Annotated in this window: 12 protein-coding genes; 9 read left to right on the top strand and 3 right to left on the bottom strand. The window is 32.1% G+C overall.

What is annotated here, in order from left to right:
• Positions 1-32 precede the first annotated feature (32 nt).
• The 4 genes from rpoD to CDV25_RS01745 are packed head-to-tail and all read left to right on the top strand — an operon-like array spanning position 33 to position 6,565.
• Positions 33-1,883: an RNA polymerase sigma factor RpoD gene (gene rpoD, locus CDV25_RS01760; protein WP_108910517.1), complete on the top strand. Its 1,851-nt coding sequence runs from the start codon at positions 33-35 to the stop codon at positions 1,881-1,883.
• A 40-nt stretch (positions 1,884-1,923) separates the two neighbouring features.
• Positions 1,924-5,442 (top strand): DNA polymerase III subunit alpha, encoded by a 3,519-nt coding sequence (gene dnaE / locus CDV25_RS01755; RefSeq protein ID WP_108910516.1) that lies wholly within the window; start codon positions 1,924-1,926, stop codon positions 5,440-5,442.
• Entirely contained in the window at positions 5,430-5,801 is a 372-nt protein-coding gene (locus CDV25_RS01750; protein ID WP_108910515.1) for a translation initiation factor, read from the top strand. The genes dnaE and CDV25_RS01750 overlap by 13 nt, the downstream gene beginning before the upstream one ends.
• On the top strand, positions 5,801-6,565 hold the full coding sequence (locus CDV25_RS01745) for a pseudouridine synthase (protein ID WP_108910514.1): 765 nt from the start codon (positions 5,801-5,803) through the stop codon (positions 6,563-6,565). Before CDV25_RS01750 ends, CDV25_RS01745 begins: the two co-directional genes overlap by 1 nt.
• Here the strand turns inward: CDV25_RS01745 and CDV25_RS01740 are convergent.
• Genes CDV25_RS01740 through secA form a run of 3 tightly spaced genes read right to left on the bottom strand, consistent with a single transcriptional unit; the run spans position 6,529 to position 11,187 of the window.
• Positions 6,529-7,404, bottom strand: a complete 876-nt coding sequence (locus CDV25_RS01740) for an SPASM domain-containing protein (protein WP_108910513.1) — start codon at positions 7,402-7,404, stop codon at positions 6,529-6,531. The two genes, CDV25_RS01745 and CDV25_RS01740, sit on opposite strands and share 37 nt — an antisense overlap.
• Positions 7,397-8,632, bottom strand: a complete 1,236-nt coding sequence (locus CDV25_RS01735) for an ABC transporter permease (RefSeq protein ID WP_108910512.1) — start codon at positions 8,630-8,632, stop codon at positions 7,397-7,399. Before CDV25_RS01735 ends, CDV25_RS01740 begins: the two co-directional genes overlap by 8 nt.
• Complete coding sequence (gene secA, locus CDV25_RS01730) at positions 8,629-11,187, bottom strand: preprotein translocase subunit SecA (RefSeq protein WP_108910511.1); 2,559 nt, start codon at positions 11,185-11,187, stop codon at positions 8,629-8,631. The genes CDV25_RS01735 and secA overlap by 4 nt, the downstream gene beginning before the upstream one ends.
• Positions 11,188-11,304: 117 nt before the next feature.
• Between secA and lolA the strand changes: the two genes are divergently transcribed.
• The 5 genes from lolA to CDV25_RS01705 all read left to right on the top strand — a co-directional run bounded on the left by lolA (position 11,305) and on the right by CDV25_RS01705 (position 16,829).
• Positions 11,305-11,823 carry a LolA-like outer membrane lipoprotein chaperone gene (gene lolA, locus CDV25_RS01725; RefSeq protein WP_162550391.1) on the top strand — a complete coding sequence of 173 codons (519 nt, stop codon included), beginning with the start codon at positions 11,305-11,307 and terminating at the stop codon, positions 11,821-11,823.
• Positions 11,824-11,998: 175 nt separating this feature from the next.
• Positions 11,999-13,282 carry a citrate synthase gene (locus tag CDV25_RS01720; protein WP_108910509.1) on the top strand — a complete coding sequence of 428 codons (1,284 nt, stop codon included), beginning with the start codon at positions 11,999-12,001 and terminating at the stop codon, positions 13,280-13,282.
• 95 nt (positions 13,283-13,377) lie between these two features.
• The gene (locus CDV25_RS01715) at positions 13,378-14,724 is read left to right on the top strand and encodes a class II 3-deoxy-7-phosphoheptulonate synthase (protein ID WP_108910508.1); all 1,347 of its coding nucleotides are present in this window, start codon (positions 13,378-13,380) and stop codon (positions 14,722-14,724) included.
• Between the two features lie 153 nt (positions 14,725-14,877).
• Positions 14,878-15,549 carry a homeostatic response regulator transcription factor HsrA gene (gene hsrA / locus CDV25_RS01710; protein ID WP_034552145.1) on the top strand — a complete coding sequence of 224 codons (672 nt, stop codon included), beginning with the start codon at positions 14,878-14,880 and terminating at the stop codon, positions 15,547-15,549.
• A 59-nt stretch (positions 15,550-15,608) separates the two neighbouring features.
• Complete coding sequence (locus tag CDV25_RS01705; RefSeq protein ID WP_239056386.1) at positions 15,609-16,829, top strand: sensor histidine kinase; 1,221 nt, start codon at positions 15,609-15,611, stop codon at positions 16,827-16,829.
• Positions 16,830-16,835 lie beyond the last annotated feature (6 nt).

Here is a 16,835-nt window from a genome sequence, read left to right as displayed (position 1 = left end):
ACAAATCATATATACTGCTTTTGGAGTTTGCTATGTCTGCGAAAAATGTTAATCAACAGCTTGATGAGTTATTTAAAAATACAACAAAATACATTTCTTATGAAAAGGTTGCACAAGTCTTAGGTAAATTACCAACAGCTGCTCAAGCAAAAAGAGTGCAGGAATTAGCTAAAAAATATAATAAGCAATTAATGTCTGCTTCAGAAGTTGCAAAACTCCTTAATCAAGATGAAGCAAAGAAGATAAAAGAAGAAAAAAAACGACTTTTAGATGAGGAATTAGAAGAAGAATTTGATTTTATGAAAGAGCGAGAACTATTAGAATGGAGTCGTAGTGATAGTCCAGTAAGAATGTATTTAAGAGAAATGGGGCAGATTCAGCTTTTAACGCGTGAGGACGAAGTAGAGCTTAGTAAAAACATAGAATTGGGTGAGAATATTATTTTAGATGCGATTTGCTCTGTGCCTTATTTGATTGATTTTATCTTAGACTATAAAGAAGCCTTAATTAATCGGGAAAGAAGAGTTAAAGAGCTTTTTAAAAGCTTTGATGATGAAGAAGCAGAAGAGAGTGAAGAGGAGGAAGAAGAAGAGATAGAAGAGGGTGAAGAAGTTGGAGAGGCAAAAAAACCTATTAGTAAAAAAGATCAAAAAAGAATTGAAAATGTTTTAGCGAGCTTTAAAGCTTTGGAGAAAGCTAAGAAAGATTGGTTAAAAACTTGGGAGCAAAGCAATGAGAAAAAAAGCGATAATGATATGCTTTTTCTACTTATTTTAGCCCATAAAAAACAATTCCTAAAAGAAAAATTATTAGATTTAGGTCCTACTAGTAAATTGATTAATGAGCTTGTGAAGGCTATGGAGAATACTATAAAAAGCGATGAGGGCTTTGATAGGGAATTGAAACGTTTAGAATACCGCTTACCCCTTTTTAATGATTTATTGCTTAATAACCATAGGAAAATCTTAGAGAATATTACACAAATGAGTAAAGCAGAAATTACCGCATCTGTGCCAGAGACTACAATGGTATCTACTTATATGGAGATAAAAAAACTCTTTCAAACTAAAGCAGCCAGTGAGGGGAGCTTTGATTTAGAGCCAGAAAAACTCAAGCAGATTTTAGAACAAATTAAACGTGGAAAAGATATAGCCGATAAAGCAAAGACAAAAATGGCAAAGTCTAATTTGCGTCTTGTGGTAAGTATCGCTAAACGTTACACTAATCGTGGATTGCCTTTCTTAGATTTAATTCAAGAGGGGAATATCGGGCTTATGAAAGCTGTCGATAAATTTGAATATAAAAAAGGTTATAAATTTTCCACTTATGCAACTTGGTGGATTAGGCAAGCGATTTCAAGAGCAATTGCCGATCAGGCAAGGACTATTAGGATACCTATTCATATGATTGAAACCATTAATCGTATCAATAAGATTATGCGGAAATTCTTGCAAGAGGAGGGTAAAGAGCCAGACATTGAAAAAATAGCAGAAGAAGTTGGGCTTCCTGTAGATAAGGTTAAAAATGTTATTAAAATCACCAAAGAACCCATTAGTCTTGAATCCCCTATTGGCAATGGAGAGGATGGAAAATTCGGAGATTTTGTTGAGGATAAGACTTTAGCAGGACCTATGGAGCAGATTTTAAAAGAGGATTTAAAGTCTCAAATTGATGATGTTTTAGACCAGCTCAATGAAAGGGAAAAAGCTGTTATTCGTATGAGATTTGGACTTTTAGAGGATGAATCAGATAGAACCTTAGAAGAAATTGGGAAAGAATTAAATGTAACAAGAGAGAGGGTAAGGCAAATAGAATCTAGTGCGATAAAAAAACTTAAACACCCAAAAGTAGGGAGAAAACTCAAAAATTATATTGAGGATTAAAAAGAGCTTTTAAAGCTTAAAAAGTTTAGAGGGGGCATTAATGAGCAAAACAGAAATACAAAATTCTAACACAACGTTAGAGGGTTTTACACATCTACATTTACACACAGAATATTCTTTATTAGATGGGTTAAATAAAATCAAAACATTAGCAAAATGTATTAAAGAATTAGGAATGAATAGCGTTGCAGTTACAGATCACGGAAATATGTTTGGTGCTATTGAATTTTATAAAACAATGAAAAGCGAGGGTATTAAACCTATTTTAGGAATGGAAGCTTATTTGCACAATGCCGAGGAAATAGGCGATAAGAGCAACCAACGTTTTCATTTATGCCTTTATGCAAAAGATTTAGAGGGTTATAAGAATCTAATGTATTTAAGCTCTCAAGCTTGTTTGTATGGCTTTCATATGAAGCCACGTATTAGCAAAAAAATGCTAAGGGAGTATAGCAAAGGCTTAATTTGCTCTTCAGCTTGTTTAAATGGTGAAGTGCAATGGCATTTAAATCTTAAAAAAGAGGATAACAAAGGAAGAAAAGGCTATGAAAGAGCTAAAGAAGTAGCTTTAGAGTATCAAGATATTTTTGGGGAGGATTTTTATTTAGAACTTATGAGGCACGGTATTGAAGAGCAACAACTCATTGATACACAAATTATTCAAATTTCTCAAGAAACAGGGATTAAAATTATCGCTACCAATGATACACATTACACTAAACAAAGCGATTCTACAGCTCAAGAGGTTGCATTTTGTATTGGTTTTGGCAAAGACTTTAATGATCCTAATCGTATGCGGCATACCGTGCAAGAGTTTTATATTAAAAGCCCCGAGCAAATGGCGGCTCTTTATGCAGATATTCCAGAAGCCCTTGCAAATACGCAAGAAATTGCTAACAAATGTAATTTAGAATTAAATTTAGGGAATCCAACTCCACCTACTTTTAAATTTACTAAAGAATATTCTAAACAAGAAGGGTTAGATTGTATCGGAGATAGTGAGTATTTTACCCATAAATGCAAAGAGGGTTTAAAGAAAAGATTAGAAAAAATCCCTAAAGAAAAACACCAAATATATAAAGAACGTTTAGAACACGAAATAAATGTTATTAATGCTATGAAATTCCCGGGATATATGCTAATTGTTTGGGATTTTGTGCGAGCTGCTAAAGAGAGGGGAATCCCTGTAGGACCTGGTAGAGGAAGTGCTGCAGGGAGCTTAGTTGCCTTTTGCTTAGAAATTACTAATATTGATCCTTTAAAATATGATTTACTTTTTGAGAGATTTTTAAATCCCGAACGCGTAAGTATGCCTGATATTGATATGGATTTTTGCCAAAGCAGACGCGGAGAGATTTTAGATTATGTAACAGAAAAATATGGGCGGCATAATGTAGCCCAAGTTATTACTTTTGGTATGATGAAAGCAAAAGCGGTTATTAGAGATGTAGCAAGGGTGATGGGTATGCCATATGGCGAAGCAGATTCTATGGCAAAACTCATCCCTAAAGAATTAGATATTACACTACAAAAAGCTTATGAAAAAGAACCAAAAATTAATGAATTAATCCAAAAGAATCCTTTAGCAAAAAAGGTATGGGAATTTGCCCTAATCTTAGAAAACACTAAACGCAATCCCGGAACTCACGCTGCTGCTGTTGTCATAGATTCTGAGCAAGAACTTTGGAATAAAGCCCCTTTATATTGTTCTACACGTGATGGTATCATCGCAACGCAATATTCTATGAAATACTTAGAAGATGTAGATCTAATAAAATTTGACTTTTTAGGCTTAAAGACTTTAACACTTATTGATAATTCTTTAAAACTTATTAAAAATAGATTTGAAAAAGAAATTGACTTTTTAGAAGCAAATATGGATGATCAAAAGGTTTATGAGACTTTACAAGATGGTAACACTTTGGGTGTTTTTCAAATAGAATCAAGTATGTTTCAAGGCATTAATAAACGATTAAAGCCTAATACTTTTGAAGATATTATAGCTATTATTGCTTTGGGGCGTCCTGGTCCTATGGAATCTGGAATGGTAGATGATTTTATTGATAGAAAGCACGGCAGAAAACCTATTTCTTATATGTTTGCAGAACTAGAACCCATTTTAAAACCTACTTATGGAACCATTGTCTATCAAGAACAAGTTATGCAAATTGTGCAAAAAATTGGTGGCTTTAGCTTAGGAGAGGCAGACTTAATACGAAGAGCAATGGGAAAAAAAGATGCCCAAATTATGGAAGATAATAAAAGCAAATTTGCACAAGGAGCACAAAAACAAGGATTTGACAGGGTTAAAGCCGAAGAACTTTGGGAATTAATTGTTAAATTTGCTGGTTATGGATTTAATAAATCACATTCCGCTGCTTATGCGATGATTACTTTTCAAACTGCCTATTTAAAAACTTATTATCCAAAAGAATTTATGGCAGCCTTATTAACTTCAGAAAAGAATGATACCGATAAAGTTGTAGAATATATTGAAGAGGCTAAAAAGATGAATATTCAAGTCTCCCCACCCAATCTACAAAAATCTGAATTAGAATTTAGTGTTGCAGATATTGATGGTGAGAGTAATATCTTATTTGGTTTAGGTGCTATTAAAGGAGCAGGTGAAGTTGCTATTAATATCATTTTAGAGGAGAGAAAAAAGAATGGAGAGTTTAAAGATTTAAAAGATTTTTTAAAAAGGATTGATTCCCAAAAGGTTAATAAAAAAGCTTTAGAATCTTTTATTAGAAGTGGGGCTATGGATTGTTTTGGATATACGAGAAAAACACTCTTAGAGCAAATAGAGACTATAACAGAAGCTTCAAAATCTGCCCAACTCGCTAAAAAAGTTGCTGAAAATTCACTTTTTGGAGATAGTGAGGAATTAATGGCAGTTGATATTAATCTAATAGATAAAGAGGAATATTCCCTTAAAGAAATCTTAGAACTTGAAAAAGAGAGCTTAGGGTTTTATGCTTCAGGACATCCTCTTGATGAATACAAAGAGGCTATTAAAAAGCTTCATTGTGCTTTTACGAATCAAATCCAAGATATTGCAGAGAATAGCAGTATTTTGTTAGTGGGTAAAATTGAAGATATTATTAGTAAATTTTCAAAAAGTGGCAAACGTTATGGAATCTTAAAGCTTCAAGATCTCTATGGAAGTGTAGAGCTTACTATTTTTGAACAAACCTTAAGTAAGCTTGAACTATGGGATAGGGAAAAGCCCGTTGTGGTTAAATGCACAGTGCAAGAACAAGAAGAAACCAAAAAACTTAAAGCCGATAAAATTTTGCATTTAGAAGAGGCACATAATGAAAAGGTTGAATTTGCTATGCAAAAGGCTGATACCAGTGATCCTTTAATTCTCCTTTTAGATACGCAAAGTAATGAAAATACTATTATCATTTTACGGGAAGCTGCTCTTAAGCATAAAGGAAAAAGAGAGCTTAGGATTCGTTACCAAACCAAAACACAAGAATTAGAAATGATAAGCTCTTTTTATGTGCATAGTCAGATTAAAGAGGAATTAAAAGAATTACAATGGGTGGGTTAAATTTCAATCATTTCAAATTAGAAGCAAATTTTTGTGATGGGATTGATAAAGTTTGTAAGCAATGCAAGAATCTCCAAAGTCAATGTATTTGTAATATTCCCTTAGAGGTTAAAAACAGGGATTCTTATACTTTATGGATAAACTCTCAAAAACGTAAAGGAAAAGATATTACACTTTGTGGAATATTTTATGAAGAAAAATCCACTATGCAAAAAATTTTAAAAAAAATCAAGAAAACCCTTGCTTGTGGAGGGAGTTTAAAAGTCGATAAAAAAGGGTATTTACTAGAGTTTCAAGGGAAGCATTTAGAGATTCTTAAAAAACTTTTAAAAAAAGAATCTTTTTACTTTAATAAATAATGCGTCTTAATCAATATATCGCCCACCATTCTACATATTCAAGGAGAGAAGCCGATAAGCTTATCCAAGAGGGTAGAGTTTCTATCAATAAAAGGATTATTCAAGATTTTTCTTATCAGGTTGAAAATCAAAAAGTCTATGTCAATGATAAATTACTAAAAGAAAGGGAAGCATACACTCTTATTGTTTATAATAAACCAAAAGGTGAGCTAGTTAGCAAAAAAGATGATAGGGGACGCAAGACCATTTTTGATTCCTTACCTAAGAGATTTGCTCATTTTACACCTATTGGTAGGCTTGATTTTGCCAGTGAAGGGCTACTCTTATTAAGTGATAATATAAGTGTTGTAACAAAACTTATGGAGAGCAAATTAGAGAGAGTTTATTTATTGAAATTTTCTGGTTTCATTAAAGAGAGGGTTTTTGATACTATGGAGAGTGGGTTAAACTTAGAGGACGCTACCAAAGGTGGGCACTTTAAAAGCCCTATCCAATCTATGGAATTTTCACCTTTTTTAGGCTATGAAGTCATTAAAAATACAAAAAATTTTTCAAAGCTTAAAGTGATTATCAATGAAGGTAAGAATAGGGAGTTAAGGAGGTTTTTTAGCCATTTTGGGTTAGAAATACTAGATTTAAAACGCATTGCTTATGGCTTTGTCTCTTTAAATAATCTCCCTAGTGGAAAAGTTAGGTTTTTAACAAGGGGGGAATACAATAAACTTCATCAATTCCTACAAGGAGACTTAGAGGCTAAATATTGAGGATAACTGCAAAATTGACAAAGCAATTCTACAAGATTATTGTCTTTAAATCCCTGCACTAAAGATTTTGTTCTTTGCTTTAGTAAAATCTCCTCTAAAGATTCTTCTAAAATATTGCCTAAGTTGATAATACCCTTAGTATCAAAGCAACAAGGAACAACTCTCCCATCACAAAGGATCCCAAGCTGCTTTATACCCCCATAACAAAATCCTTTTTTATATGAGATTGTAGAAGCTACATTTGCCCACTCAAAACATCTTGCTTGATGAAGAAAAATTTTGTAATTTAGGCGAATCTTCAAAGCAGAGGTTTCTCGAAATGCAAAATATCGCTTTAGCAAATTATAAACTTCTGTATTGAGGGCAGGGGGATTGAAATTTTTATCTAAATTCCAAAGTCTTAAATTAATAAATTTTTCACTTTTTAGTTCTTGGTGCATCTTACAGAGTTTTAAAATCGGTTGAAAGTATTCCTCAAGATTAACAGCTTTACTTTGGTATAAAGCACTCATTAAGGAAATATTAATTTGGTGGATACAAGGAGTATTTAAAAGTACATCAATGTTATCTTCAAGATAAAATCCACTACTAGTTATTTCTAGTTTTAAATTATAGGATTGTGCGATTTGTAGATATTGCGATAGATTTTTAACACTAAGGGGATCACCTAAAATATGTAAAGCACAGAGTTTTGTATAAGGTGAAACTTTTTGTGTAACTTTCTTAAAATCCTCAAGTGGCATTAGCTTTTTTACTTGTTTTTTAGGTGTGCAAAAGGAACAATCAAGTCCGCAGAAGTTTGTAATTTCTATAAAGATTTTTTCAAATTTTTCACTCATTGCGTAAAACTTGTAAAGGATCCATTTGTGTAGCTTTTTTAGCAGGATAATAAGAGGAAAGGAATATGATTATGAGTGAGCCACTGATGATAAAAATCAAATCGATTAAAGAGAGCTCTAATGGGAGTTTTGAGCTTCCATAAACATCAGCAGGGAGGGAAATTACAGAGAAATTTGATAAGATAAAAAGAATGATAGCAGCAAGCGTACAACCACAAAGCATTCCACTAATCCCAATAAGATTCCCTAGATAAAGAAAAGTTTTTTTAATTTCTTGAATACTTGCTCCCATAGTAAGTAAAAGGGCAATTTCTTTTCTTCTATTCATTATTGTCATTAATAAAGAAGTAATAATATTTAAAGAAGCTATCAATATAATAAGCATTAAAACAATGAAAAGCGCTCTTTTTTCTAACGCTAAAGCGGCAAAAAAATTCCCATTTTGTTCCCACCAGCCAATGATTTTTGTCTGCGGGTATCTTTCTTGAAGCAGTAAAATATCTTTTTGGGGATTATTAGAGTAGATATGTATCCCATCATAAGTATCTTTAGGCATATTTTTAATAATACTTAAAGATTCAAGAGTAGTATAAATATAGCCTTTGTCATAAGCTAATAACCCAGAATGAAAAAATCCATTAACATTAAAACGTTTTATAGTTGGGGAAATACTCATTGCATTAGGCATTGCATTGGTAAAAATTAAAAGCAAATTAGATTGGTATTGTAATCCATAATATTCTTTTAACCCCTCACCAACAATTACATCAAAAGTATTTGGTATATAAGGTGCTTGGTAGATTTGTTTATAAGAAGTTTGTGCTTCTTGGTAAGCTTTAGCAAATATAGGATTTATTAAAGCCTCTCTTTGAAAATCTACACCAAAAACAATACCACCTTCTATTCTCTGTCCCATTTTGGAAAATGCTTGTGTTTGGATAAAAGGGCTAAATTTTAAATGAGGAAAATCCATTTCTAAAGTTTCTAAAGTTTGTTTGTCTATTTTCTCTAAATAATTAGAAAACATTGTTAGGGGATAATTCATCACAAAGAGTTTGCGTTCAAACTCTTTATCAAAACCATTCATTAATGCCATTGCAACAATTAAAACCATTACACCTACACAAATCCCCAAAAATGCAAGAATAGCGGATATAGAAATAAAGGGTTGTTGTTTGTTAAAACGTAAATAACGTTTGATTAAAAAAGGGATTATTGGGGAACTCATTGAGCTAAGATTCCTTGTTTAGGACCGCTTTTTCCACAACAATTTTTATATTTTTTTCCACTTCCACAAGGGCAGGGTTCATTTCTAACAGGTTTTTTAGACATAAATGAATAATCATTGGTTTGTAGATGAGTATTATTTTGTTCAAGTTTTATTTTAGTGTGTTTTGCCTCTTCTTGTATATCTTCATTAAGAGGGTTTAGTTGAACTTTATGTAGCATTTTAATACTTGTGTATTTAATTTGCTTAATAAGATCTAAAAAAAGATTAAAACTCTCTTTTTTATACTCCACTAAGGGATCTTTTTGGTTATACCCCCTTAAGCCAATCCCTGTTTTTAAGTTATCCATTGTATATAAATGCTCTCTCCATAGATTATCTAATGTTTGTAAATAGATAAGCTTTTCTATTTCATTCCGCGTTTTTTCATTTAAAGAAGACATTTTTTCTTCATAGGCTTGTGTTAAAACCCTATCTAAATAGGTTTCAAAATTATTATGCTTTTGGTAATATTCTTTAAGTGCTTCTGCTTCTAGGGTGATATTAAAATCCTCTAAAGCTAATCCACAAAGTGCATTTAAATCATCCTCATTACTAAAAACTTCAGCTTTTTGCAAGAGCAGGGCAATACATTCTTGTCTATTTTCAATAATACGATGCGTGATATTTTGGTTAGGATCTAAAAGCTCATTCCTTACACGATAAATAGCCTTTCTTTGCTCATTAGCCACATCATCATATTCCAAAAGATGCTTTCTTGCTTCAAAATGCATACTTTCAATTTTTTTTTGTGCGCTTTCAACAGATCTTGTTACAAGTTTAGATTCTATATGCTCTCCCTCATCAAGCCCTAATTTATCCATAATATTTTTAATCCTATCACTACCAAAAATCCTCAATAAAGAATCTTCTAAACTTAAATAAAATTGACTTGTTCCAGGATCTCCTTGTCTTCCACTTCTACCCCGCAATTGGTTATCAATTCTTCTAGATTCGTGTCTTTCTGTCCCTATAATATAAAGCCCCCCAAGCTCTCTTACTTCATCATCAATCTTTATATCCACTCCTCTTCCTGCCATATTTGTAGCAACGGTTACCGCCCCCTTTTTTCCAGCATCTTTGATAATCTCTGCTTCTTGTGCGTGTTGTTTAGCATTTAAAACAGAATGCGGAATCCTTTGTGCCTTTAAAAGTTCGTGGATTCTCTCACTTTTTTCAATCGAAGCAGTCCCTACTAATATAGGTTGCCCATTTTTATGAAGTTCTATGATTTTTTGTATGAGAGCTTTAAATTTCTCTTTTTCTGTTTTATAGATTAAATCATTCAAATCCTTTCTATGAACAGGAATATTAGTTGGAATAGAAATTACTTCAAGATTGTAAATTTGTAAAAATTCACTAGCTTCTGTTTGTGCTGTCCCTGTCATACCCGATAACTTTTCATAAAGCCTAAAATAATTTTGGTAAGTGATATCTGCAAGGGTTTGAGATTCTTCTTTTATTTTTACATTTTCTTTAGCTTCTAAGGCTTGATGCAATCCCTCACTAAATCTCCTTCCCTCACTTAATCGTCCCGTAAATTCATCAACAATAACGACTTCCCCATCACGCAATACATAATCTTTATCCTTTTTAAAAAGATTATTAGCTTTTAAAGCTTGGTCTAAATGGTGGGCTAAAATTGCATTTTCTATACTATATAGGTTATCAATATTAAAAAGCCTCTCTGCTTCGCTAATCCCAGATTCTGTTAATAAAATAACACGATTTTTCTCATCAATACTATAATGCTCTTCTTCTTTCAATTTTAAGGCAACTTCATTAGCGATTTTATAATTATCCAAAGTCCTATTTGCAGGACCAGAGATAATAAGCGGTGTTCTTGCTTCATCAATAAGGATTGAATCTACTTCATCAATAATGGCAAAATAATGATGTTTTTGCACTTTTTGTTGAAAATCATATTTCATATTATCGCGTAAATAATCAAATCCAAATTCATTATTAGTGCCATAAACAATATTACAAGCATATTGTTTTAGCCTATCTTCATCATCATAATATCCACCCACAATAACCCCAACACTAAACCCTAAAAACTCATATAAGGGTCGCATAGTCTCTGCATCTCTTTTAGCTAGATAATCATTAACCGTAACAATATGCACACTTTCCCCCGTCATTGCATTAAGACATACTGGTAAGGTTGCTACAAGAGTTTTTCCTTCTCCTGTTTTCATTTCAGCAATTTTACCTACATGTAATACCATACCCCCAATAAGCTGCACATCAAAATGACGCATATTAAGAATCCTCTTACTAGCTTCTCTTGTAATAGCAAAAGAGCGAAAAAGCACTTTTTGCAACTCTTCTTGGGGATCTGCTGATTGTTGAACTCGACTCTTTAATGCCTCAAAGGCTTCTTGTAGCTCTTTATCATTTAAGGCTTCGTAGTGAGATTCTAAATTATTAATCTTTTTAACTTCTTTTTGATAATGTTTGATAAGACGATCATTCCTATTACTAAAAAAATTTTTTGTAAGATTTGCTATCATTATAAATAACCTTCTTTCTCGAATTTAAAATATGGGGATATTAAAAGCAGGATTTTATCATAATTGCGATACTAGTTAGCTAAAATGCTAAAAATAATCAAAATTGAGGAAAGTTTAATGAAGAAAATGATTATATCTTTATGTTTTTTGAAAATCTTATCGTCTGCGGTAGAATTAAATGAGATTCAAAGCTTTGAAGCACAATTTATCCAAACACTTACTTCCCAAAATGGACAGATTCTTTATGAGGGAGAAATTTATATTCAAGCTCCAAGTAATGCTTTATGGAGATATACTAAACCAATCCCTAAAGATATTTATATCCAAGAGAGCATAAGCATCATTTATGAACCAAAGCTCCGACAAGCCATTATTACAAATATCCAAGAAAATCTTAATATTTTATCCCTCATGCAACAAGCAAAAAAAATTGATAAAAACACCTATGAAGCTAAGGTTGCAGGAGTAATTTATACAATTTTAGTTCAAGATGGTATCCCTAAGGAAATCACTTTTATAGATGCCTTAGAAAACAAAATACATATTATTTTTAAAAATATAAAACTTAATGTATTAAAAAATGAAAATATTTTTGATTTCAATCCTGGCAGTGATATAGATATTATTTATAATTAATGTGTAAAAATAGTAAATCATTCTTTAACTATTTAAAGTAAAGATAAATTTTATTTGACTTTTTTTTTAAAATTCCGTAAAATCAAAAGGCATAAGCACCAAAGATAGAGGTAAGAAACTTAGGGTCTATAACCTAAACTTACTGATTAACATACAATAACTTTAAGGAATTAAAATGGGAACAATAACACTAATTAATAATGAAACAGGTGAAAAATTTGACTTTGAGCTTATTGAATGCACAAGGGGACCCAAAGCAGTTAATTTTAGTAAATTATTTGAAAAAACCAATATTTTTTCTTATGATCCCGGTTATAGCTCTACTGCAGGCTGTGAATCAACTATTAGTTATATAGATGGCAAAAATGGTCAATTACTTTATAGAGGACTACCTATTGAAGAATTAGTAGAAAAATACAAATTTACTGATGTTGCCAAATTATTAATTACAGGAGAATTGCCAAAAGATGATATTCAATCCCAAGAGTTTGATTTAGAACTTAGACACCGCTCTTTTTTACACGAGGGATTAATCAATATCTTTAGTGCCTTTCCAGATGGTGGGCATCCTATGGCAAATCTTAGTTCCGCAGTATCTGCATTATCTACTTTCTACTTTGACCATAAAGAAATGGGTGATGAAGATGATTACCAAACTATGGCAAGAAGAATCATTGCCAAAATCACCACTTTGGTCGCTTCTTCTTATCGTAATTCTGTTGGTATTCCCTTTGTTTATCCAGATGTTAGTCGTAATTATGTAGAAAACTTCCTTTATATGTTAAGGGCATACCCTAATGGAAGATTGAAATATTCTTTATCCGGAGAAGAAGAGATTTTACCCCTTGAAGTGGAAGCATTAGATAAAATCTTTACCCTACACGCAGACCACGGACAAAATGCTTCTACTACAACGGTTAGGAATGTAGCTTCAACAGGAGTTCATCCTTATGCGGCTATTTCAGCAGGAATTAATGCTTTATGGGGACCATCACATGGAGGTGCCAATGAAAAAGTATTAGATCAATTAAGAGAAATAGGGGATGTTAAAAATGTGGATAAATTTATCGCAAGGGTGAAAGACAAAAGTGATCCTTTCCGACTAATGGGATTTGGGCATCGCGTTTATAAGAGTTATGATCCTAGAGCTAAAGCAATTAAAGGCTTGAAAGATGAATTAGCTAAAAAGGGGATTAAAATGAATGATCGTTTCAGTGAAATTGCAGAAAAACTTGAGGAAGTAGCTTTAAATGATGATTATTTCAAAGAAAGAAATCTTTATCCTAATGTAGATTTTTATAGTGGCATTATCCTAACAGCTCTAAGAATCCCTGTGTCACTTTTTACCCCCATTTTTGTAATTGGTAGAATGCCTGGTTGGTGTGCACAAGTTATGGAACATATCAAAACTCCAAATATTAGAATTACTCGCCCAAGACAGGTTTATTTAGGCAAATAATACTATTACTAATTTACTAAGTAGAACCCCTTACTTAGTCCTTTTTAATCTTTTTTAACTACAATTACATTTACAATATATATAGAGGAAATTTTATGCAAGAGTGGAATCTAAAAAGTTGGAGAAAAAAAGTTGCCTTACAACAACCAATTTATAATGACATAAAACTATTAAAAGAAGTTGAAGAAGAATTAAGTAAATTCCCCCCCTTAGTATTTGCAGGTGAGGCGAGGGCTTTAAAGAAACATTTAGCTAAAGTCTCTAGGGGTGAAGCCTTTTTATTGCAAGGTGGAGATTGTGCAGAAAGTTTTGCGGATTTTAATACCATCAAGATTCGTGATTTATTTAAAGTTATTTTACAAATGGCGGTAGTTTTAACTTATGCAGGTGCTTCTCCTGTGGTAAAAGTTGGACGACTTGCTGGACAATTTGCTAAACCAAGAAGCAATGATACAGAAACCGTTGATGGTGTTACATTACCTAGCTATCGAGGGGATATTATTAATGGAATGGCTTTTGAAGCTAAAGCTAGAGAGGCTGACCCTAAAAGAATATTGCAAGCCTATCATCAATGTGCTGCTACCTTAAATCTCATTCGTGCATTTGCACAAGGTGGATTAGCCAATTTAAACAAAGTACAAAAATGGAATCTTGATTTTGCACACGGAGCTTCTACGGATAGATACCTACAAATGACAGATAAAATCAATCAAGCTCTAGCTTTTATGGAAGCCTGTGGTATTAATGCTACTAATACACCTACCTTGCGTGAGACAGAATTTTATACTTCTCACGAAGCTTTGTTGCTAAATTATGAAGAATCCCTTACAAGACAAGATCATCTTACTGGGAAATGGTATGATTGCTCTGCACATATGCTTTGGATTGGTGAAAGAACGCGTAATTTAGAGGGTGCTCATTTAGAATTTTTACGCGGTGTAGATAATCCTTTAGGGGTAAAAATAGGACCTAATGCAACAAAAGAGGATATTTTAGGCATTTGTGAGATTTTAAACCCAAATAACGAGGCAGGGAGATTAAACTTCATTATTCGTATGGGGGCTACAACCATTAAAGAAAAATTACCTAAACTCTTAGAATCTATTAAAAATGAGGGTAGGGAGATACTTTGGAGTATTGACCCTATGCACGGAAATACTATTAAAGCAGGGAGTGGGTATAAAACACGCAATTTTGATAGCATTTTAGAGGAAGTTAAAAGTTTTTTTGAGATTCATAGAAGCATCGGAACTTATGCAGGTGGTGTGCATTTAGAGATGACAGGTGAAGATGTAACAGAATGTGTAGGAGGTATGCAAGCCATTACAGAAGAAAATTTAGGTTGTAACTATAATACACAATGCGATCCTCGATTAAATGCTAATCAAGCGATTGAATTATCTTTCTTAATTGCCGATATTTTAAAAAATCGCCAAATATAATCAAGATAAAAGTTTAAAAAGTCAATAAGAGATAGTTAAAAAATTAGATTTATTTTTATCCTTAAATTTAATTTTTTATAAAACTTTTTTTAAAATTAGCTAAATTTATGCTATAATGGCAGCGGTATCAAATTTGTAAAGCAAGGATATTTAATGCGTATCTTAATTATTGAAGATGAAATTAGTCTTAATAAAACAATTACTGAAGGACTAAATGAGTTTAATTATCAAACAGATGTAGCAGAAAATCTCAAAGATGGTGAATATTATATTAGCATTCGTAATTATGACTTAGTATTAGTTGATTGGATGTTACCAGATGGAAGTGGATTAGAAATTATTCAACAAGTCAAAAGTAAATCCCCTAGAACCCCTATTATAATAATTTCTGCACGAGATGATGCAGAGAGTGAAATAGAAGCTTTAAAAGGTGGTGCAGATGATTTTTTAGCCAAGCCTTTTGATTTTGGTGTTTTGGTCGCGAGAATTGAAGCAAGATTGCGATTTGGAGGAACAAATTTAATTGAAATTGAAGATTTAATCATTAATCCAGATGAAGAAAAAATTACTTATAGAGGGCAAGAAATAGAGCTTAAAGGAAAGCCCTTTGAAGTTTTAACACATCTTGCAAGACATAGAGAACAAATTGTATCAAAAGAGCAATTATTAGATGCTATTTGGGAAGAACCAGAACTTGTAACTCCTAATGTTATCGAAGTCGCTATCAATCAGATTCGTCAAAAAATGGATAAACCTTTAGATATTTCTACCATAGAAACTGTAAGACGCAGAGGTTATAGATTTTGTTATCCAAAAGGAGTATAAGAGGAGATTATACAAAGCAAATTATAATCTCTTTTGTTGCTTTTTTAACGATATTTTCTTTGTTGCTTTATTCTTATCTTTATTATACAACCTATACAAGCGTTAAACACAATATTTATAAATACATTGACCATATTTTGCAAAACAATATTCATTATAAAGCAGGAAAAATTTTTTACATTCAAGATTTAAATCCACTAACCAATGAAAAGCTAAAAATAGAAGTCTTTGATGAGAAAATACCAAAAAATCTTTATGAAAGCATTCAATCTCATCAGAGTTATTACTATTCCATCTCTACACCTTATTTACACAATAAAACCCTAAAGATTACCCAAAACATAACCAAAGAAGTAACTTTTTTAAATACCTTATTAGAAGGAATTATTGTTGTATTTTTTTTCTGTCTCATCTTAATTCAGCTTTTTGCTTTAGCTTTTTCTAATATTCTCTATAAACCTATTCAAAAATTATCAACAACTCTAAGTAAGCTTAAAGAGTATGATTTAGAATTAATTGATGAGAGGGTATTGCCCTTGGAATTTAACCCTCTTGTAACCTCTATCAATAATCTTTTGCAAAGAATTAAAAATTACTTTAACACACAAAAGCAGTTATTTATCGGTATAGCCCACGAACTAAAAACACCTCTAGCTGTCATTAAAACTAAATGCGAAGTAACACTCATTAAAGAGCGTGAAAAAGAAATTTATATTAATGCTTTAAAGGAAAACATTCATAGCATCAATGAAATTAATGCTATTGTTAAAACTTTATTAGGATTAGGTCGCCAAGAGAGTGCGCAATTTGAAAAATCTATCCATCTTGATATAACCAAAGCTCTAAGGAATATCGCAGAAAATTTTAAAATCTTAAGCCAAAAAGAAAAGAAAAATTTTACCTATAGACTGCAAACTCAAGGACTTTTCTTAATGATTAAACCAACACTCCTAACCCAAGTTATACAAAACTTTTTACAAAATGCTTTTAAATTTACCCCAGAGGGTAAAAATATATTTCTCCAAAGCCTTATTGTCGATAATGAGATTCTAAAGATTGTTGTAATTGATGAAGGATGTGGTGTAGATTCAGAGTTAGAAGATATTTATGCACCTTTTAAAAGAGCCGGAAATAAAAGTGGGGCAGGGTTAGGACTATTTTTAGCCAAAAATGCGGCTACAAATCTTGGTGGATCTATTTCTTTGCAAAACCGAATAGATAAGAAAGGTGCCATTGCAACTTTTGAATTAAAGATTCCAAAGTGGAATAATAATTGCTAATTTTTG

The organism is Helicobacter apodemus (assembly GCF_003097575.1).
Taxonomy (GTDB): Bacteria; Campylobacterota; Campylobacteria; order Campylobacterales; family Helicobacteraceae; genus Helicobacter_D; species Helicobacter_D apodemus.
The sequence above is the reverse complement of the archived record's forward strand: the minus strand, read 5'-3'. Positions and strand labels throughout refer to the sequence as shown.